Origin of the sequence: Photobacterium sp. J15, from assembly GCF_963870815.1 — a bacterium.
In the GTDB taxonomy this organism is placed as follows: Bacteria; Pseudomonadota; Gammaproteobacteria; order Enterobacterales; family Vibrionaceae; genus Photobacterium; species Photobacterium marinum.
In genome coordinates this window covers 929280-949050 of sequence record NZ_CAWMUI010000001.1, presented here as the reverse complement: position 1 = coordinate 949050, position 19771 = coordinate 929280, and the positions used below count along the sequence as shown (strand labels likewise).

Annotated in this window: 20 protein-coding genes and 1 other RNA gene; 8 read left to right on the top strand and 13 right to left on the bottom strand. The window is 44.0% G+C overall.

What is annotated here, in order from left to right; all coding sequences use genetic code 11:
* Window positions 1–191 precede the first annotated feature (191 nt).
* The 4 genes from AACQ93_RS04740 to exaC all read right to left on the bottom strand — a co-directional run bounded on the left by AACQ93_RS04740 (window position 192) and on the right by exaC (window position 3416).
* On the bottom strand, window positions 192–683 hold the full coding sequence (locus AACQ93_RS04740; protein WP_064602539.1) for a hypothetical protein: 492 nt from the start codon (window positions 681–683) through the stop codon (window positions 192–194).
* A gap of 354 nt (window positions 684–1037) precedes the next feature.
* On the bottom strand, window positions 1038–1538 hold the full coding sequence (tpx, locus tag AACQ93_RS04735) for a thiol peroxidase (protein WP_064602536.1): 501 nt from the start codon (window positions 1536–1538) through the stop codon (window positions 1038–1040).
* A 55-nt stretch (window positions 1539–1593) separates the two neighbouring features.
* Window positions 1594–1845 (bottom strand): hypothetical protein, encoded by a 252-nt coding sequence (locus tag AACQ93_RS04730; RefSeq protein ID WP_157097513.1) that lies wholly within the window; start codon window positions 1843–1845, stop codon window positions 1594–1596.
* Window positions 1846–1907: 62 nt separating this feature from the next.
* Window positions 1908–3416, bottom strand: coding sequence for an acetaldehyde dehydrogenase ExaC (gene exaC, locus AACQ93_RS04725; protein WP_064602532.1), 1509 nt, complete (start codon window positions 3414–3416; stop codon window positions 1908–1910).
* A gap of 538 nt (window positions 3417–3954) precedes the next feature.
* Between exaC and AACQ93_RS04720 the strand changes: the two genes are divergently transcribed.
* Genes AACQ93_RS04720 through AACQ93_RS04710 form a run of 3 tightly spaced genes read left to right on the top strand, consistent with a single transcriptional unit; the run spans window position 3955 to window position 5814 of the window.
* Complete coding sequence (locus AACQ93_RS04720; RefSeq protein WP_064602530.1) at window positions 3955–4761, top strand: winged helix-turn-helix domain-containing protein; 807 nt, start codon at window positions 3955–3957, stop codon at window positions 4759–4761.
* Window positions 4745–5230: a hypothetical protein gene (locus AACQ93_RS04715; RefSeq protein ID WP_064602529.1), complete on the top strand. Its 486-nt coding sequence runs from the start codon at window positions 4745–4747 to the stop codon at window positions 5228–5230. The genes AACQ93_RS04720 and AACQ93_RS04715 overlap by 17 nt, the downstream gene beginning before the upstream one ends.
* A gap of 32 nt (window positions 5231–5262) precedes the next feature.
* Window positions 5263–5814: a hypothetical protein gene (locus tag AACQ93_RS04710; protein ID WP_064602527.1), complete on the top strand. Its 552-nt coding sequence runs from the start codon at window positions 5263–5265 to the stop codon at window positions 5812–5814.
* Between the two features lie 100 nt (window positions 5815–5914).
* Here AACQ93_RS04710 and AACQ93_RS04705 read toward each other — a convergent pair whose 3' ends face one another.
* From AACQ93_RS04705 to AACQ93_RS04685, 5 genes are all read right to left on the bottom strand, one after another.
* A complete protein-coding gene (locus AACQ93_RS04705; protein WP_064602525.1) occupies window positions 5915–6274 on the bottom strand; it encodes a hypothetical protein in 360 nt (119 codons plus the stop codon).
* A gap of 547 nt (window positions 6275–6821) precedes the next feature.
* Window positions 6822–8030 carry an OmpP1/FadL family transporter gene (locus tag AACQ93_RS04700; RefSeq protein ID WP_084418962.1) on the bottom strand — a complete coding sequence of 403 codons (1209 nt, stop codon included), beginning with the start codon at window positions 8028–8030 and terminating at the stop codon, window positions 6822–6824.
* A gap of 86 nt (window positions 8031–8116) precedes the next feature.
* Entirely contained in the window at window positions 8117–9280 is a 1164-nt protein-coding gene (locus AACQ93_RS04695; protein ID WP_064602521.1) for a DUF3179 domain-containing (seleno)protein, read from the bottom strand.
* 207 nt (window positions 9281–9487) lie between these two features.
* A complete protein-coding gene (locus AACQ93_RS04690; protein ID WP_064602519.1) occupies window positions 9488–9964 on the bottom strand; it encodes a hypothetical protein in 477 nt (158 codons plus the stop codon).
* A complete protein-coding gene (locus AACQ93_RS04685) occupies window positions 9957–10589 on the bottom strand; it encodes a winged helix-turn-helix domain-containing protein (protein ID WP_084418959.1) in 633 nt (210 codons plus the stop codon). Before AACQ93_RS04685 ends, AACQ93_RS04690 begins: the two co-directional genes overlap by 8 nt.
* A 395-nt stretch (window positions 10590–10984) precedes the next feature.
* Between AACQ93_RS04685 and AACQ93_RS04680 the strand changes: the two genes are divergently transcribed.
* Both AACQ93_RS04680 and AACQ93_RS04675 read left to right on the top strand, forming a co-directional pair.
* Window positions 10985–13261: an alpha/beta fold hydrolase gene (locus AACQ93_RS04680; RefSeq protein WP_198160092.1), complete on the top strand. Its 2277-nt coding sequence runs from the start codon at window positions 10985–10987 to the stop codon at window positions 13259–13261.
* Complete coding sequence (locus tag AACQ93_RS04675; protein ID WP_064602516.1) at window positions 13258–14448, top strand: outer membrane protein transport protein; 1191 nt, start codon at window positions 13258–13260, stop codon at window positions 14446–14448. Before AACQ93_RS04680 ends, AACQ93_RS04675 begins: the two co-directional genes overlap by 4 nt.
* Window positions 14449–14871: 423 nt before the next feature.
* Here AACQ93_RS04675 and ffs read toward each other — a convergent pair.
* Together ffs and AACQ93_RS04665 are read right to left on the bottom strand one after the other, a co-directional pair.
* Window positions 14872–14968: signal recognition particle sRNA small type (ffs, locus tag AACQ93_RS04670), an RNA gene on the bottom strand.
* Between the two features lie 157 nt (window positions 14969–15125).
* Window positions 15126–15860, bottom strand: a complete 735-nt coding sequence (locus tag AACQ93_RS04665; RefSeq protein WP_007468271.1) for a hypothetical protein — start codon at window positions 15858–15860, stop codon at window positions 15126–15128.
* 152 nt (window positions 15861–16012) lie between these two features.
* Here AACQ93_RS04665 and AACQ93_RS04660 point away from each other — a divergent pair, with 152 nt between their 5' ends.
* The gene (locus AACQ93_RS04660) at window positions 16013–16327 is read left to right on the top strand and encodes an MGMT family protein (RefSeq protein WP_064602514.1); all 315 of its coding nucleotides are present in this window, start codon (window positions 16013–16015) and stop codon (window positions 16325–16327) included.
* Window positions 16328–16382: 55 nt separating this feature from the next.
* Here AACQ93_RS04660 and AACQ93_RS04655 read toward each other — a convergent pair whose 3' ends face one another.
* On the bottom strand, window positions 16383–16805 hold the full coding sequence (locus AACQ93_RS04655; RefSeq protein WP_064602512.1) for a YbaY family lipoprotein: 423 nt from the start codon (window positions 16803–16805) through the stop codon (window positions 16383–16385).
* 121 nt (window positions 16806–16926) lie between these two features.
* Between AACQ93_RS04655 and tesB the strand changes: the two genes are divergently transcribed.
* Window positions 16927–17784 carry an acyl-CoA thioesterase II gene (gene tesB / locus AACQ93_RS04650; protein ID WP_007468264.1) on the top strand — a complete coding sequence of 286 codons (858 nt, stop codon included), beginning with the start codon at window positions 16927–16929 and terminating at the stop codon, window positions 17782–17784.
* An 89-nt stretch (window positions 17785–17873) separates the two neighbouring features.
* Here the strand turns inward: tesB and AACQ93_RS04645 are convergent, their stop codons facing one another.
* A complete protein-coding gene (locus AACQ93_RS04645; protein ID WP_007468262.1) occupies window positions 17874–18335 on the bottom strand; it encodes an Lrp/AsnC family transcriptional regulator in 462 nt (153 codons plus the stop codon).
* 170 nt (window positions 18336–18505) lie between these two features.
* Here AACQ93_RS04645 and AACQ93_RS04640 point away from each other — a divergent pair, with 170 nt between their 5' ends.
* Window positions 18506–19570, top strand: coding sequence for a PLP-dependent cysteine synthase family protein (locus AACQ93_RS04640; protein ID WP_064602511.1), 1065 nt, complete (start codon window positions 18506–18508; stop codon window positions 19568–19570).
* The last annotated feature ends 201 nt before the right edge of the window (window positions 19571–19771 follow it).

Sequence of the window (19771 nt, the reverse complement as noted above, 5' to 3'; positions counted from 1 at the left end):
TTACAAACAAAACTAGGCAAGCCCTGTCACTTATGCAAAATGTATCACTTGTTTTAGATAAGTCGGTTAAAAAAAAGCTGCGTGACAAGTCAACGCAGCTTCTTAGTTGATGGATTCACTGGCAGAGTCTGATCAAACGAGGTGAGCAAACTGTGTCACCCTGCCAGTCAAAAACCACAAGCTATCAGCGATTAAATACCCGCACGCTTCAACAGACCGGTCATCAGAGCCGAGCTTGCTTTCACCTGCTTGGATTTGTTCTTAAACTCACGAGCCAGATTTGCATCATTGATTGCATTAGCAATGAAAATCATTGACTGGTACATATCGCGAGCGGTTTTGATACGGGATGTATCGTTCAGCGGGCTGATGATCTTCACAACATCAGAACCCTTCTGGTTGTTCTGGATGGCATATTCCTGAACAGAATCCAGTAGCTTATCCAGATCCACAATAAACTCAGAATTCTCTACACCCAGCTTCTTAATCTCTTTCTGGTTTCTTCTTCTTACCTGATTGATGATAAATGTCGGCGTATTGATTTTCTTATACGCGAAGAAACCTGCCAGAACCAGTAAAGCAACACCACCTGCTACATAACCCCAAATTGAACCTGAAGATTCAGCAACCGGCTGAATCACTTCGGCTGCGGTTGTTGTAACAGATACTGGCACATCAGACATATTTGTAACCTTTAACTTAATCTAATAACGGAACGTCGAAAACATTATGCTTTTAACTACCAGAGGACTATGCGCTTTATCAATGTCTGAGTCAAATTGAGTGACGGACTTCAAAAGATTACTCATCCGGCACTTCCCAGCCAAACAAAAAAGCAGCAATTGCCTGAAATAAAAACGGTATCAACCAGTAGTATTTCCAGTCTCTGTGGATGTGGAATGAAAGGGAATGATCTCAAACATGAACTATGAGATTGAATTGCAATAACTTTAAGAAAAGTTGAAAAATGAGAAGCCAATCGAACAAACAGCGAGTTCAATCAGCTTTAACAAACTAGCTGATTATTGTAGCTAACCTCACCGTAAGGCTAGATATGCTGAATAGTAATCCGGTTGCCGGGCCAGTTCCCTGATCAGCTCACTGTGAATCACCTGCCCTTGCTCATCAAGACAGATCACTGCTCTGGCGGTAAATCCGGCAAGTTCAGAGCCCGTCAGCTGAACACCAAAGTCTGATGGAAAGCTGGCAGACCGAAAACAGGAAGCTACAGTGATATAGTCCAGACCTTCCCTTTCGCAAAAGCGCTGCAGGGCAAAAGGTGTATCGACTGAAACACAAAGAACTTCCGTATTATCCAGCTTGCGGGCCATCCGGTTAAACTCACGGACAGTATCGGCGCACACGGCCACATCCACCGAAAGGAAAATACACAGCAGGCACTTTTTCCCTCTGATATCCGTATCAGTAAGCACATCGAGGTTATGCTTCACCAAGCTGAATTCCTTTACCGGCTCCCCGGCACAAGGGAATGTCCCCGCTACCTGAACCGGCTTTATTAAATAATCTGACAGGTTCATATCGAATTCCAAAATGAAAACTTACCAGCTAACACGTTTTCTTTGTCGTTCTGGTTCAGGCAACAACCAGTTCTCCGCCACAGACCCTAAAGTTAATGACGGTACTGTTTACCAACTTCATGCAGTAACCCACAACTTCATCATAAAACTGCCCGTTACAGTCAAAACATTCTGTGTGCGGTTCAAAACTCACAACTCGGTGAGCCTGTATACCGTCATCAAACATCAGGTGAACTGAACTGTCTTCAGCCTTTGCCAATAATACCGGGAGCAATGTTTTTACAGCATCAAAATTAAATACGATCATAACAACCTCAAAAAACAGGGCTGGCAAAGCCAACCCTGTAAGCAAAAAAGCACTAATGATGATTAGAAGAAGCCCAGAGGGTTTTCGCTGTAGCTTACCAGCAGGTTCTTCGTATTCTGGTAGTGATCCAGCATCATCTTGTGTGTTTCACGGCCGATGCCAGATTTCTTATAACCACCGAACGCAGCGTGTGCAGGGTATGCGTGGTAGCAGTTCACCCATACACGGCCAGCTTCGATAGCACGCCCCATGCGGTACACTTTGTTTGTGTCACGCGTCCACACACCCGCACCCAGGCCGTACTCTGTGTCATTCGCGATTTCCAGCGCTTCCGCTTCATCCTTGAAGGTTGTTACTGCGATAACCGGACCAAAGATCTCTTCCTGGAAGATCCGCATCTTGTTGTGGCCTTTCAGGATTGTCGGCTTGATGAAGTAGCCTTCACCTTCGTTCAGAGCTTCACCACCAGCCAGTACTTCAGCACCTTCAGCTTTACCGATTTCAATGTAGCTCAGGATCTTGTCGAACTGCTCTTTAGATACCTGTGAACCTACCTGAGTATTCACGTCCAGCGGGTTACCCTGTTTAACTGTTTTCAGGCGCTCAATAATGCGTTCCATGAACTTGTCGTAAACAGATTCCTGGATCAGCAGACGAGAAGGACAGGTACACACTTCACCCTGGTTGAAGAAAGCAAGCAGAACCGCTTCCACACACTTATCCAGGTAGCTATCTTCAAAATCAAAGATATCTTCAAAGAAGATGTTCGGAGACTTACCACCCAGCTCAACTGTCGACGGGATCAGGTTATCTGCAGCACATTTCAGGATGTGGTTACCCACTTCAGTTGAACCTGTGAAAGCCAGCTTAGCAATGCGCTTGCTGGTTGCCAGTGCATTACCCGCTTCTTTACCGTAACCGTTAACAACGTTCACAACACCAGCTGGCAGCAGGTCATTAATCACTTCCATCAGCAACAGAATTGATGTCGGAGTCTGCTCAGCAGGCTTCAACACTACACAACAACCGGCAGCCAGCGCAGGGGCCAGCTTCCATGCCGCCATCAGCAGTGGGAAGTTCCATGGAATGATCTGACCAACAACGCCAACTGGTTCAGGGAAGTGGTAAGAAGCCGTTGTCGCGTCAAGCTCAGCCGCAGTACCTTCCTGAGCACGGATACAACCGGCAAAGTAGCGGAAGTGATCAACCGTTAGCGGTAAATCTGCCGCCAGTGTTTCACGAACCGGCTTACCATTTTCCCAGCTTTCAGCAATTGCCAGGTATTCGCTGTGTTCTTCAATACGATCTGCAATTTTCAGCAGCAGGTTAGAACGCTCTGTTACGCTGGTTTTTGCCCATGCATCTTTTGCTGCATGTGCTGCATCCAAAGCAAGTTCAATATCAGCTTCGTCAGAACGAGCTACTTCACAAATTAGCTGGCCGTTAACCGGTGAATGGTTTTCAAAATATTGACCGTTAACAGGAGCAACCCATTGACCATTAATGTAGTTGTTATATTTTTCTTTATATTGAACTGTTGATTGTTCTGTACCTGGAATTGGGTATTCCATGTTAAACCTCTTCAAATTTAAATTTATAGCACTCGAATTGAATTTATTAGCGAGATTAAAATCAAAGGCTGTCGAGACCATCCAAATTTAAAAGTCTCTAAAGAAATAAAGACTTGCCAAAATAAGCACTCACCCAACAAACGAGAAACATAATGAGCCAGTCAATCACATGGCTTAAAAAACCATTCAAAATTAACGAGGAAAACAGATTAACTCTAATGAAGAGTTTTGAAATAAAATAGACTTTTAAAACATAGCACTAAGATAGAGTAATTACTCAGTTGTGAGTATTTTGATGATGCTTTTTTACACTCCCCCTAAGCGATAAGAAACACTTTGAGTATAGAGAAATGTTAATCTGTATTTTAGTTATGAATGATGCAGCATATTAAAAATGTTATTTTGCATTTAAACGTTAACTAACAATGTTTAAATTGATAAACGCACAATGTTTTACATGACACTTTTATGCTTCATATGTATAATTGTTGCGCTTTATGAATAGCCAAAAATAAAACACCCATACGTGGAATAATGAATGTGGTTGCTCAACCCAAATAATAGAACACAGCTTTACGATACTCTTAGTGGCAAATATAAAAGGCTAAAGACGGCTGATTGCTTGCTTCTACAATTGCTTGTAGAAAATGAAGGAAAAACATTATCGAAAGAAAACATTGTCAATCATGTATGGCAAGGGCGCGTTGTATCTGAATCCAGCTTAACTCAAGCCGTTGCCCAACTAAGGTTGACACTTGGTGACAGCGGTAAACAACAGCGAGTCATTAAAACTATCCCTCGTCAGGGCTACATGCTGGTTCCAGGCATTGTCGAGCTTGATAAAACCAACATAGAAATTGAACCTGAACAGTCAAAACTGATCTCTGTTATTGAAAAAGAAAAATCAGAGCAACCAGGAAAAAATAGTAATAAAAGCTTTAAGTTAGACACATTACTTAGTCGTTACCTGAATCGATATAAAGAAAATCTTTTCCATCTGTTTATATCATTACTGTTAGTGGTAGCCACGCTCATATACCTATGGAGCTTCAACTATTACAAACAGCGTAACATTGAAAAAGAAACCTGGCAGCTAATACAAACAGAGCAAACTCAGGTTCATATCGATCAGGACCCTGGTAGCATTATCTTATACGAAGCGTTAGCTGGAGATATTAACCAACAGATTAAACACCTGTTTATCTCGAAAAATCCTGAGCGGTTTTATCTTTCCTGCATCTACTTGTCTGACCGCCTGAAAGAAGAACGCGTACTGAACATGACTTTCACCGTCGATCTGCCATTTTCTGAAATCAGAGATAGTCTTAATGAAGCGTGCAATTAAACTTTTTATAATCAGTTATATCACCATTGCTTTCATTTTATTATGTACTATTCGTCACTTTAACAACCACTACTCAGAAGCGATTTTAGGTGACAACGTTAACCGCACGATTTATAGCAAAAAATATGTCTATCACCCAAATGGGGTTGACCGCTATAAATACATGTCGACCCTGTCTGAAATGTTTCTCGGGCTCTATGATGTAGAATCATCACTTTCTGGCACTTCATTTAGCGGAGTATCCCATAAAACCTCATCACTACTATTTTTGAACAAAGATATTTTTTCGACGAAGAGCAAACAGCAGGATCACTTAGGGCTGGATGATAATGAGCATGACTTCAGCGAAGCTCATGCTTCAAACCATATTCATGAGGAATTTTACCAAATCGTCTATAACCAAGGCGATATACTATGCAGCTCCAGCATAACAACTGACTCAATCCAGTGTTTTAAGTTTATTAATTAGACTGATACGGATTTATTTAAAAGGAAATTAATATGGTTCAACCAATCAATGCATACAGATTAGATTTTCGACCGCCAACAGCCATTCTTAAAAATGGGTTTAATGGCAGTAATAATGACTGGATGAACCAAGTTTATGGCAACAACACTGTCTATTGTGCCAAATCATTACGAGGTGTATCTCGCTTTTTTCTTGAATCTGTATTAAATGAAAAAGCAGATGGTTCAAAACAGAAAGGTCCGCTATCTGACAATATGGGAACCATCTACAAGCAACCCGATTATGTTTATGTATACATGATTAATGTTACCGGCCTTGAGTTCATTGACGTTGCTAACGATCTCACACCACTTACGCCCCTTAGTTACAAAGGCGTTAACCCAAACTCTAAACTGTTGAAATTTCAGGAAGATAAAAAGCTTGCTCGTGGAGAGCTGGATTTTGATGAGGACTACTGGAATACTAAACTATATTATTACCTTCAAGACTGTGCCACACACACGGAAGAGCTAATCGTCAAAGGTCCCATTGCACCAAAGCGAATCAAACTTTACCAAAGCCTGCCTATGAAGAAGATGTTCTAATATCAATTAGATATTGGTTATTTAAACAATAAAAACGAAGCCAAGGAATTAACCTTGGCCTTATCGACTTATAAATCATTACTATTATGAATCATAATTACTATTCGAATCTTGGTTCGTCTACTGATATATCGAGAGACATAACGCGAGTAATTACAGACAGTTCTTTATGATGTTTAGCCTTATCATTAGTATGTAATAGGCCACTGAAACGCATGACTCTACCGGACGAGTCTACCTTTCTAGCGGCTAAGATGTTACTGGCAGGAATATTTTTATAAGCAATTTCCATCTGAGTCATTGCATTTTTGACGGCACCGGGGTCTTTGCGTTTTTTTACAAAATAATCTAATAAATCAACACCATCAACGCCCTTAATCGCATAAACATAACCGCCATAACAAGCAGCATAGTTCATTGCAATAGAAAGCTCTTTTGAAGTGGAAACTCCACCAATCATCTGCCCACCCGGTTGAATTCTTAAAGCCTGTTACAAATATTTCTGTAGGCGAGCGAGTGTCTGCTCGATAAGATATTTTTCCTTTATGCATAACCTATCCTTGTTGATATTTATATATAAATCTAGCTTAATAAAATACTTAAGCGCTAAACCTAAATTAAAGTCCATTTATTTCATATTGGTTTTATCAGGCTATAGGATAATCAAAACATTATTAAAAATGCTTTAACATGTTATTAACAACGTATTCATCCCCCAAGCATGTCCTATTTATGTATAGCTATTTTTTAACGCCAATGTTTAAACCCTACTAAAATCTTACGGTATAATTTGGCTATTCGTTCATTACCTTTCAGAGTGAGTGATTAATTAAATGCAGTTCATCATGAGTCAGATACAAAGTAGAATGTTCAATAAACAAAATCACGCCATCTTTTAGTGCCTGCATCTCCTTCCCGGCTAAGAGGTCCCCATTGGTAAAAAACGATTAAATAAGATTACATTCTCTTCAGGTATACAAATGAATCAATCCAGTGTTTTAAATTCATTAATTCCAGTGGTAACTCAGCTCCAGACCAAGAGCATAGTGATCCACATACTCACCCGCAATCCGCCCTCGCACAGGATCGTCTCCGGTATCAATCGGCGCATTTCCGGTATCAAATATATTGAGGTTTACATCCACGATATCCCCGCTCTGCCGCTCATACTGAATACCGGCACCCAAACCATATATTCGATCGAGAGCAAAGGAAAAGCTGCGATTTTCGTCTTTGATTGCTGACTGTGCATAAAGCGCTCCGACTCTGCCGGTCATTCCTGCTGATAACGGAAAGGAGAGTCCAGCCGAAAAAGCCCAGAAGTCCTCATATAAATCATCCGGAGCCTGGATTTCGTTATCAACGATACTAATTTCTGTCACACCAAACTCAGAAAAGTTCATCCAGATGCTGTCAAAGGTCAGCTCCCAGTCATTATCCAGTCTGTGATAAATACCGAACTGAAAATGAGCCGGAATTTTACTTGCGATCTCAAGATCACTAATAGCAACTTCAAGCCGCTCGATAGCCTCGGAAGATGCTCCCAGTCCACTGATTTTGACATCCGGCTCACTGTCGGCTTCAGATTCAGTGTGATAGTTCAACCCTATCCGTGTTGTCGGCGATAATTCAATAAGAGAGCTCAACACCACAGCAACACTCAGCCCATCCGACTCAACTTCCAGCTTACCATCAGAAAAATCAGGATCACTATTGGCAATGGCTGTGGTGATGTCAGAAGTGGTGTAGTTGATATTCAGTCCGCCGCCCAGAGACAACCATTCATTGACCCTGTAAGCAACGCCCGGACTGGTACTGATCAGAATAAGAGAAGACTCTGTACTATAGTAACGACCAGCCCAGCTTCCCCCGCTGCTTGAGCCGAATCCGGTAGGAATATTCAGGGAAATACCGGCACGCCAGTCATCATTAACGACATGAACATAATACAAAGAAGGAACAAGAATTGGGTCTCCAGAATCTGGCGCACCACCTGATATGGTGGTCACACTCTCATCAATATCAAACTCCCCCATGTATTTGATCAGAATACCTGAAAGTGTGAATGCATTCGCATCAAGGCGGGTCATACCGGCTGGCGTGTGATACACAGTTTCAGCGCTGTCAGCCACTGCATATAAGCGACTGAAAGCCGGAGCCGCGGCATTGACCTCTACACAAAGGAGCAACAACATCGATAAGAAAAGTGTTCTCATAATGAACCTTAACTTTCACGTGGATATTGGCTAAACGATAAGTCCATAAAATACCAACGATTAACAGAGATCACCGATACTTGGCACTATCCGTCATATACCTGCGTATCCGGATACCAGTGTGACCATACCATCCAGAACACACCATTGTGCATTGGCAACTGAACCAATTGGCCGTTTTCAGTCACTCCTCTGAAGTCGACCGACTCAAAATCAACCAGCTGACCATCAATAGACCCATCAAACAGATTTACAATGTCATGCTCCTCATCGTAAACCATCACCAGGGACTGCCCCTCCAAGCTAAACCTGAATAAAGGATTTTGCTTGGCAAAAGAACGAGTAAAAGCTACCTGAACATTGCCGGCATCAAAGCCCCATACCTGCTCTTTGGGAAGCAAGCGATTGTCAGTCATCGCAAGGGTTGGAAATATCGGACCATGCTCATTGCTAAATTGCTTCTCCATCGGGCCTTCAAACAAAGCGAGCAATAACGAGTCAACGACACGATTAAACTCATAAATAAATATCTTGGCATCAGGATAGAGTTCCTTAAAGCTTCGCCATGTTGTCATCGTATTGGGATGAGACACAATTTCACTGTCAGAAAACTCTGTTTGGCGAGTGATCTGCTGGATCAACTCACCGGACTGACGATCAACCATTACCAGGTTATTATGCGTCTGGATCAGAATTCCAAGATCAGATTTACCAAAACCAATATCCTGCTCAATAACAACAGGTAAATTACTGAGCGCACAAAATGTCATTACGACATCTTTGCCACCGATGTTGTCACCAGCAATATGCGGTACTTCCAGATGCTTTCGAGGGAACCCCCGTACTTCTCCATTTATTTCAACAGCATAAATAACTTCATTATCATCTAAAATGCCGTCAGCTTCTTCAATAGATACATAATTTGCACCGTATTGATAAGACGGGAAAAAAGCGGTTAAGAGAAAATTAGCAGCAATAATACAGACAACCACACCAACAGTAGCCAGGCTCATCCAAAACCTTGTCCATATTTTTAGGCTAAGGTGTAAATACCAGAGATAGATAAGCAAAGCCACATTCAGGCCAATAAACAGCCATCGGTAGTGATAATAAGCCACCACCCAACTACGAGGTAAGTTCAGGCTTTGCCCCGGCTCAGTCATCAACACTGCGGCGAAGATTGAATATACTGCGGTAACAACAGCCACCACCACAAACAGCATCTTTTGATTTTTCGTTGCTTCAATCATTGAGCGATACCTTTTACTGGAAAGCTAATGAACTAATAACCAACAAAAACAGGAGCTTATTTAAAAAATCAAACAACAGGCATACAGAGAAACCATCAAAGTGTTTAAGCGTAGCATGCATTTCAAGTTTTAAATGTGCGAAACTCAGATCAACAATGACAATACACAAACAGGAGGTAAGACACTGATTCTATCGCCCCACTACTTTTACTTAGCAGAGTGATTGATTAAATGCAGTTCATCATGAGTCAGATACAAAGCAGAACGATCAAGAAACAAAATCACACCATCTTTTAGCGCCAGCATCTCCATATCCTTCCCGGCAAAAGTCTCTCCATTGGTAAAAAAATGATCAAATAAAGTCACATTTTCCTCAGGCATAATTCGATCATGCTTTTCACTGTACAAAGACAACTTACCATCGCTGAACTCATAATATCCGGAGATTGAGACTCCAAGCTGGCGCTGAGGATAAGCGACGTACATATAAAAGTCGTTGCCCTCTCGCAACTCGACTCCCAGATTCAGATCCATCAGGAACCCTTTATCTTTTGCCACAGGCATATAGACAGAAGTATTGCTGTAGAGCTGTTCAGAAAACGACTGAGGGAGCACAATATGGGTGAGAGCTCCAATGGCAGTACCAATAAAAATGACAATACATACTTTGACCAACTTATTCACAGACAACCTCCTTCACAGATGCCGGGTAACTAAAAGACCGGCCATCTTCAGTAATTAAGATCCGTCCATCATCAAGCTGATAAACCGTGGCATTCAAAAAATCTCTTTTCTCTTTGCCGTCAGGAGAGGTAAAGGTGCACTGGCTGTAAGATCCCACTAAATACTCACTCGCATCTTGTACTGGCTGATAGCGCAGAGTGAAAAAGCTAATTATTGCAAAGGTTATGATAATCGCCATATATGGTAACCATTGACTAATAAAACCATATTTATATTCAGGTGTTATTTCATTATTGATTTTAATGCTGTCAACCTGAGCAACAAAACGATAACCGACACCTCTTTCGGTACGTATCACCTCCCCTTTTTTATCTTCAAACGCTTTTCTGCATATCGAGACGGAATTCATTAAACTGCTGTCTTCAACCACCATCCCTTTCGATGTCCATATTTCATCCAGCAGTTTCTGACGAGAAAGAGTTACTCCAGGGTGTTCCAGAAAATATCGTAGCAATGCAATTTCATTACTTCCCAATACAGTTCTTAAACCGGTCAATTGGCTTTGAACAGCTTGCTCATCGAAATCAACCATATAACTATTATTTATGAGAAGTTGCTCACTCATAGATATTCCCACCGCCAGTCATCATTATTATTAAGCCATTTTTATATGCCTATCACTTTATACTATTACCCTGACCCCAGCTATCTTCGATAGCGAATGAATCCTCCCCTTGTTAACACCTTCTCATTATTTTTCAGTAAACGTTGAGTAAAATCACACTCCTTATCACTTCATTTATGGCGCCGACTGAACGAATCGCCCTCATCATCAATAACCTAAAAATCAATCAGTTAAAACCTAAAAATACATAAATCAAGCTAACTGAGCATGAATTAGGTTGAATTATTTAAGCAACTTATTGAACACCTTTATAACAGCAAGCGGCTAAAAGCCAATAACAGCGTCTGGCAATAAAACTACTAACAGCCTCAATATGATAAGGAGCTTGCTACAACATGAAGACAAAACGAAATCCGAATACATTTCCCCTCAAATATATTGCGTATTCCATGGCTGCATTACTGTTATCAGGCTGTCAATCTGATGAAGAAACAGCAGAAAAAGTGGCTGTCGAAGTCCCTTTTTCTGTTAAAGCACTGCCCATGCCTAACGACGGTTACGGCTATGATGAAGATGGAACAATTTCCCTTCCTGATGAACCTGCATTTTTCTCAACAAAAAGCAGTGATATCTCCTATTACCAAAATTTCGAAACCAGTTTTGCTGGTATCGACGGATGGGGCCTGTGCGTAGAACCTCTTGAAATCCCCTTAAAGAGTATTAATTCAGGACAAAAATACCCTCTTGATGATGCATCATTAACAAATAATGTTGTCGTCATTAAATCTGATACATCAGAAGTCGTCGCAACCCAAAAAAGTAACGATGGTTCCAATATCTATATTGAATGCCACAGTGCTTTAGAAAGCGCAGAAACTTACCATATTATTGTAACCTCCGGTGTAAAGACACAATTTGGAGAACCACTACAATCATCTTCTGAATTTAAAGAATTACTGACAGCTACTCCATCCTCTCTTAATGAAGATGAAATTCGGGTTAAAGGCTCAATTGATAACGCTTTAAATGCTTATTCCAATATAGGCGGCGATACAAATTCAGTGGTCTATGCCTCAACATTTACCACCCAAGATAGCTACGCCATTATGGATGCCATTGTTAAAAATAACGAAGAGGCAAAATTAAAGTTTGATAACTCATCTCCTTATCCTGTTACGGCATTAAGATCTGAAGGTGATGGTGATTTTCAATCTGGTATCGGTGATGTTTTTATAAAATACGAATTATATAAGGGAACACTCGAGTCTAATTATTACTTACCGTTCAGCAAAGATGATTCAGAAAATTGTCTTCTGGATAAATATGATCCCGTATCTAATTGCCCGGATATGTATCGCTGGATGACCAACGAAGACGGTTCTCACCTGACACCCGAGAATGCTTCACCGCAATTCACTACCGAGAATATTCCTGTTGACCTGTATTTGCCGGAAGGAGAATACGAAGGCCAGAGTTTTGAAAAATTCCAAAACGGTGAGTTGCCAGTCGTAATGTTCATTCACGGGATCACCGCCGATAAAAGTGCTGCCGCACTGATGATGAAAGACTTTGTCAAAAACCAATGGTTAAAGCGTGAATTTGCCGTTGTGGCAATCGATATGCCTTACCACGGTGAACGCATTATTCACGATAAAACCGGTAAGCCAATCAGTGCCAAAGAAGACAAATCCTATTTCATTAATATTACGTCCCCACTGACATTAAGAGGAAACCTGCATCAGGCCATCAGTGACTTTATCAGCCTGCGCTATGCACTGAATAATTTCATCGGTGGAACACCAGAAGTTCACCTGGTCGGACACTCTTTAGGTGGCATTGTCTCAGTAATGTTCTCCGAGATGACCCAAAACACACAAGAGCTGGCACTGACCACAGCAAACTACGTTGTCCCGGGGCAAGGTCTGGTTAACATCACTCTGGAGTCACTGACTCTCGGCATTGAAATGGAAACCGCGGTGAAGAGTTCACCAGATATCCAGCGAGCGATTGCTGAAACCGTTATCCCGAATCAATGCTACGAAGGCGTCTCAAACCAAGATTGTATTCAGGCATTACAGTCATTTGTCGAAGATCCCGATAACAAAGCCTCGGTTGAAATGCTTGAAAATGAAATTTATCAGGCCATATTGCCGCTGCTGAAAAAAGGGGTTCAGCGCACGATAGACAGCGCCGATCCGGCCAGCAAAACCTCCCGTCAGGTGAAGAATGCCCAACCGACATTGCTGATTGAAGCCAAAGGCAACTGTGGTGAGATTTGCGAGGTTGGTGAATATATGCCGGATGTCGTCGTTCCCAACTCGGCTGAAAATAACCTGCAAACCGGAACTGAACCACTGATTCGTGCGTTGCAACTGGAAGACATCCGCGAAGATACCGTTGCCAGTGAAAAACCTCTTCGAGGCGTCATTCGGGCAACTGTCGGCGGCCACGGTACTTACCTGTTCCCTTATGAAGGCCCGATGGATGAATCCGGCATGCCATCGACGGAAAACCTCGGGGATGTGTACAGCTCAACCAACACCCAACAAGAAGCCGTTCATCAAATGATTGAAAGCCAGGGAATATCAATCACCTTCGATGAAGATGACATGCAAAACATTGAATCTGAAATTGTTACAGAGAAAGTTATTACTGAGGAGGCGGTACAATGAAAAAGTTCACCTTATCTATTGTAGCTATAGCCTGCCTCAGCTCATTCCAGGTTCAGTCCGCAGGCTTTCAGCTGAACTCACAATCAGCAACGGGATTAGGCCGGGCTTTCTCCGGTGATGCCATCATCGCCGATAATGCAGCCGTAATCGCTAAAAATGCTGCAGCAATGAGTCTGCTCGACAGCCCGACAGTCTCTGTAGGAGTCATCGGAATAGACAGTCAGGTTGAGTTAACCGACACACTCTATACGTCGTCATCATCGACAACACAGCCGCTGGACGATACAGAGCTCGACAACCTGACCATAGTCCCGAACTTTCATTACGTGCATCCGATTGAAAATTCCCGTTGGACACTCGGAGCAACAATCCATTCCAACTTCGGGACAGATGTCGAGTTTGAGCAGGATTTTGCTGCCCCTGAGTTCGGCGGAAAAACGAGCCTGACCAGTGTCAATTTCGGTGCATCTGCCGCTTATCAAGCCACTGACGCCTTATCGATCGGGCTGGGTATCGATATCATTTACGGCAAGGGGGAAATCTCACGACCCAACCTACTGAATATCGATGCTGACGGTACAGCCGTCGGATTTAATGTCGGCATGGCTTATGTCATTAATGAGGATAACCGGTTAGGCCTGTCCTACCGCTATGCCCCGTCACTGGAAGCATCCGGAACGGTTGATCAGTTAACTGGCCAGGCGACCGATTTGGACGTTCCGTTACCGGATATGATTGAGTTTTCAGGCTATCACAAACTCCATAACCGTTTTGCTGTCCACTATAGCCTGCAATACATCACCTGGTCTGAATTCGATGCGCTCACGTCACCGTCTTTCGATGATCCGATCAAGGAATACCAATGGAAAGATGCCGGGCATCTGTCTTTGGGAATGACTTATTACGCCCAGGAAAACACAGAGCTAAGAGCCGGATACATGTATGACCTGTCGCCTGTCGATGAGATCAACTCGCTCTCGATCCCCGACTCAGACCGACACTGGTTTACCGTAGGAGCAACTCACTACTTCACCAAAGATCTCAGTGTTGATTTTGCATTAGGCTATTTATTTGGGGAGGAGACAAAAATAGACGAGTCGATGACAATTATCGGCACCAGCAACATCACCGCGTTAACCAATAACAGCGCATGGCTGGGTGGCCTGCAGGTAAACTATCGCTTCTGACAGGCCAGACGAAATTTGTTTATCCTGCACTACCTGTTTGTTTGAAACTAACAACAACACTTACCGACCCGGCGCAAACACCTTAGTGCCGGGTCATTAACTTCATACTACCCACCAATAGCTCAAATCATCTCCCCTGTTTCTGATGGTATTAACGATTGGCGCGACCAGAACAACGCCTTATTACTCAATCTAAAAATGCCAACAAAAGGTCAGTGACATTAGAAAAAGCTAATTGATGAAATAAAGTCTTAATTGAGGAAATGGTATAACTTAGCGGAAGTATCGAGTGGAGATGACTTATAGATTTGTTGTCATGCCAACCTCGTGTAATACACACAAAGTGGATCACCTAGACAAAGCGAAAAGTGAGAAACTTGATAAGAGTCTGATTTGATTTGGCAAACGCCAGATGGGTGGAAGCCCCACCAGCCACATCCCGGCACACACGTCGCTCGCTGCGGCTGCTCCCTTCCGGGCCTGACCGGGTTCACAAGTTAGTGTTGCGGGAGGACCAATGGGGCCTCCATAGATTCGTTGTCTCATTTCGAGAACGAGGCTGATTATCCGCTAATGGCAGAAACTTTGCAAGGGCTCAATCAGCAATTGCTGCCAAGTGCTGTTTTATTGCTCAAGGCAGCAGAATAACGCGTTGAATTCACTCTAAGAATCCAAAATCACACCTCTTCTTCAGCCTCTTCCAGCAAGAACTCCCCGAGCAATGCGCCACCCAAAACCAACAGCCAGGCAACCAGCACCGGGCTCGGCACTTCAAAGTATGGCGTTAGCACTAAAGTAGCGAAACCGACCGCAGGCAGTATCCAGGCCATTCGCGGAACCCACTCGCGCATTTTGCTCTTCATCATTTCCTGCATAGCCGCAATCAAACCGGTTACACATAAGGCAACCAAGGCAGCATGTTCCAGCCCCCCAACCCAAAGCGGGACAACAAGAAACAGCGGCCACCAGGTATTCCCTTCGACAGGACGCCAGCTACGCCCGACATACCAAATCAAGGTAACGGCCAATATCTGGATAATGGTTGACGAAGCATGACCCGGCAACTTGCCTTCCCCTTGCAGAGCCATCAGGCCGACATCCATCGCCAGCACAACGGAAATAAGCAAAGCAGCAAGCTGCCAGCCACTCTTGGGAGAAAAGCTGACGGCAAAAACGGGCAGCATCATAAAAATACTGATAGACAGGGCCAATGGTTGATCCGGCAGCACAATTCCGTAAGCACCGAGGCCAAGCAGCAACAACCAGGCTCGGATGCCGCCTTGTGGCAACAACCACAAGGCCGGAATAGCTAATGCCAGTGCGGGAAGCTCTCCCTGACTATGTCCCAGAGCACTGACACCGACAACGGTCAACACAATACTGACCACAACAAGTAACGCGGCATACAACATGGCAGCACCTCCTTGCGTTATCCGACAGCGCAAAGGTAAAGCTGAAAAAGTGGCTTCTGTCGGTATGTTTGTGATACTAAACTAAATTGTTATCTGACCCCCGTTGATTGACTCAGATTAATGTTCAGTTTGGTATTAGTACTGGTATAAATATGGACGATTTTGCGAACCAAATCTACACCCTTGTTCACCAAATTCCGTACGGAAAAGTGGCAACTTACGGCGATATTGCTAAATTTGCTGGCTATCCGGGCTATGCCAGGCAAGTTGGTCGGCTGATAGCAACCCTGCCAGAAGGCAGTAAACTACCGTGGCACCGGGTAATTAACGCAAAAGGAATGATTTCGCTGACAGGCGACAACTTACAGCGTCAGCGCAAAAAATTACTGGAAGAAGGGATTACGGTTACGGAAGCAGGAAAGATAAAACTGTCAAATTACCGCTGGGACGGTAGCTGGTATAATTAGCCTCCCCTGCGCAGACTAAATCCTCAGCACAGGGATCCTGACTATGAAGAAGTTTTTAATTCACTTTTATCAGCACCAAATCTAGCTTGGTGGTTTTCGCTGAGTCAGTGATCACCGGATTCACGGTATCTGTGATAAACATCAGCTTATTATTAACTTCAATACGGGCACTGACAGCATAGGTATGGCCCGGCTTGATTTCACTTTTAATGAAATTCAGTTTGTAGTCAAACGGCACCTGATTGCCATCAGCCATAAAGGATTGACTGCTAATCACTTCAGCCGGCGCATCCATCAGAGAGACATCCGATAATGTAACGGTAACGCGAGCATCATGCGGCAAAGCAATACGCTCTCGATAAGTTAAAGATCCTTCCACTTGTGCCAGATCGGCATCCTGGTTGTCGATCAAATTTGTACATGCAGAAACAACCAGTACCACAGCCAAAGCTGCGATAAGTGCAAACATCTTTCTCATCTATCTCCCCTTACTACCTGAACACAAGCTGACAAGACCTTGATTTCCTGTGAGCTACACTTGCTTTGTAGCAAGCGGTCCATAAAAATCGCCTAATATTAACACAGAAAACGGAGCTCCGATGAGCAAAGAACTGAATGAACTTCTCACTCTTTTACAATTAGAACAATTAGAGCAAGGTTTATTTCGGGGACAAAGTGAACACCTCGGCCTGCCGCAAGTTTACGGAGGACAGGTGATCGGCCAGTCTCTTTCTGCTGCCAAGGAGACAGTTGAGGAAGATCGTCAGGTTCACTCCTTCCACAGCTATTTCCTCCGTGCCGGTGATCCGCAAAAACCGATTATCTACGATGTCGAAAACCTGCGCGATGGACGAAGCTTCAGCACCCGCCGGGTTAAAGCGATTCAGAACGGACGCCCGATTTTCTACCTGACCGCTTCTTATCAGGTTGAGGAAGAAGGTTTTAGTCATCAGTCTTCAATGCCGAACGTACCACAACCGGAAAATCTCAAATCAGAACAAGCGTTGATCGAGTCCATTGCTGAGCATCTGCCAAAACCTGTGGTTGCTGCGTTTGGCCGGGAGCGCCCTATCGAGGTTCGTCCGGTTACAGTGGTGAACCCTCTCAACCCAAAACCAGCGGAAGCAAAACAGTACCTGTGGATCAAAGCTAACGGCGAAATGCCGGATGATCCGCGAATCCATCAATATGTTCTGGCTTACGCTGCCGACTGGGGATTTTTGGTCACGGCCCTGCAACCACACGGGGTTACTTTAATGACGCCGAAACTAAAAGTGGCAACGATCGACCACTCTATGTGGTATCACCGCCCGTTCCGTATGGATGAATGGCTGCTGTATGCCATCGACAGCCCGTCAGCCAGCGGTGCGCGAGGACTGGTTCGCGGGGAGATCTACAATCAGAAAGGTGAACTGGTTGCTTCAGCAGTCCAGGAAGGTCTGATGCGCCAGTCATGATATAAAGACTTACCTGATATAAAGAGTAATAAAACGAAAACAGAGGAGCTCGGCTCCTCTGTTTTCATTTTCGGAATTTATAGCGACATTTATACAGGCAGAGCGGTCGTATATTTCAGTGGCTCCATTGCAAACGTCGACGTGACATTTGTCAGCCCTTCAATGCTATTCACCAGCTTCTTATAGAACAGGTCAAACGCAGCCATGTCGGCAACCTGCACCTTCATCATGTAATCGTACTCACCGGCCATACGGTAGAACTCCATCACTTCAGGAAAATCCGATACCGTTTCAACAAAGCTGTGATACCACTCTTTGGAGTGATTACTGGTTTTGATCTGGACGAAGGCTGTAAATGAAAGCCCCAGCTTCACCGGATCTAAAAGTGCGACCCGCTGGCGCAATATCCCACTCTCTTCCAGTCGTTTAAGTCGCTTCCAGCAGGGTGTGGTGGTCAGGTTTACCGCTTCAGCCAGCTCAGCCAAAGCCAGCGTACCGTCTTGTTGCAGCATGCGCAGTAATGTTCTGTCTGTGCAATCCAGATCAGCCATGATGTTATCCCTTATGATTTATAGGTAGAATTATTTTCTCCATTTTAACGAATTGATAGTAAACAAAGCAAAGCTTTTTCCTCTGGTTGCCGTACCATGCTGACTATAAATGAAACGCAGTCACCAATGATGTGGCCGTCAGCCAGTACAACGATGAGAGAGGAAGAACCATGAAGCATGACTCACAGTGGATTAGCAATGCGATCCGAAAGATCGAAGCCGATTACCAGCGCTCTGCCGACACCCACCTGATCAAGCTGGATCTTCCTTGCCTTGACGGTATCGACATCTACCTGAAAGATGAAAGCACTCACCCGACCGGCAGCCTGAAACATCGTCTGGCACGTTCCCTGTTCCTGTACGCCCTGTGTAATGGCTGGATTGATCAGGATACAACCATCATTGAATCCTCATCTGGCAGTACTGCTGTTTCCGAAGCTTACTTTGCCCGCCTGCTCGGCCTGCCATTTATTGCTGTGGTGCCGCGCAAAACGGCCTGCAAGAAAATCGAACAGATTGAATTCTACGGCGGTAAAGCCCACTTCGTTGATAATCCGGCTGAAATTTATGACGAATCCCGCCGTCTTGCTAAAGAGCTTAACGGCCATTACATGGATCAGTTCACTTATGCCGAAAGAGCAACAGACTGGCGCGGTAACAACAATATTGCCAACAGTATTTTTGAACAAATGCAGCTGGAAGAGCATCCGATCCCGAACTGGATAGTGATGAGTCCGGGCACCGGTGGTACATCTGCCACTATCGGCCGTTATATCCGCTATCAAAAGCACGACACTAAGCTGTGCGTGGTCGACCCGGAAAACTCTGTTTTCCACGACTACTTCAAAACCCGTGACACTAGCCTGACCAGCCAAACCGGCAGCCGTATAGAAGGCATTGGTCGTCCGCGTGTTGAACCGAGCTTTATCCCGGATGTGGTTGATGAAATGCGCAGAATTCCGGATGCAGCTAGCATTGCAACCATCCACTGGTTAGAGAAACTACTGGGGCGTAAAGCCGGCGCGTCAACCGGCACCAACCTATTCGGTGTGCTCCAGCTTGCCAGCGAAATGAAAGCCCACGGAGAGAAAGGCTCTATTGTCACCCTACTCTGCGACAGCGGTGAACGTTACCTGGATACTTATTTTGATTCCCAGTGGGTTGCCGACAATATCGGTGATATTTCCGGGTATCTCGATAAGCTCGCAGCTTTTGAGCATACAGGCTCACTCTGAATCCTATTCCTGACTTCTTCTATATTTTGCTACTCATATTGCTATCTTCTTTTGCCGCAGCCAGCCTGCGGCTTTTTTCATTTGGCTAACCTTCTGAAACTTTTCTCCGGCGCAGCTCTGCGGTAGCATTGCCTTACCAATAGAGAACTTGCTATTGGCCTATCTCGATTCCATACCAAATATTTATCTGGCGGAACAGAT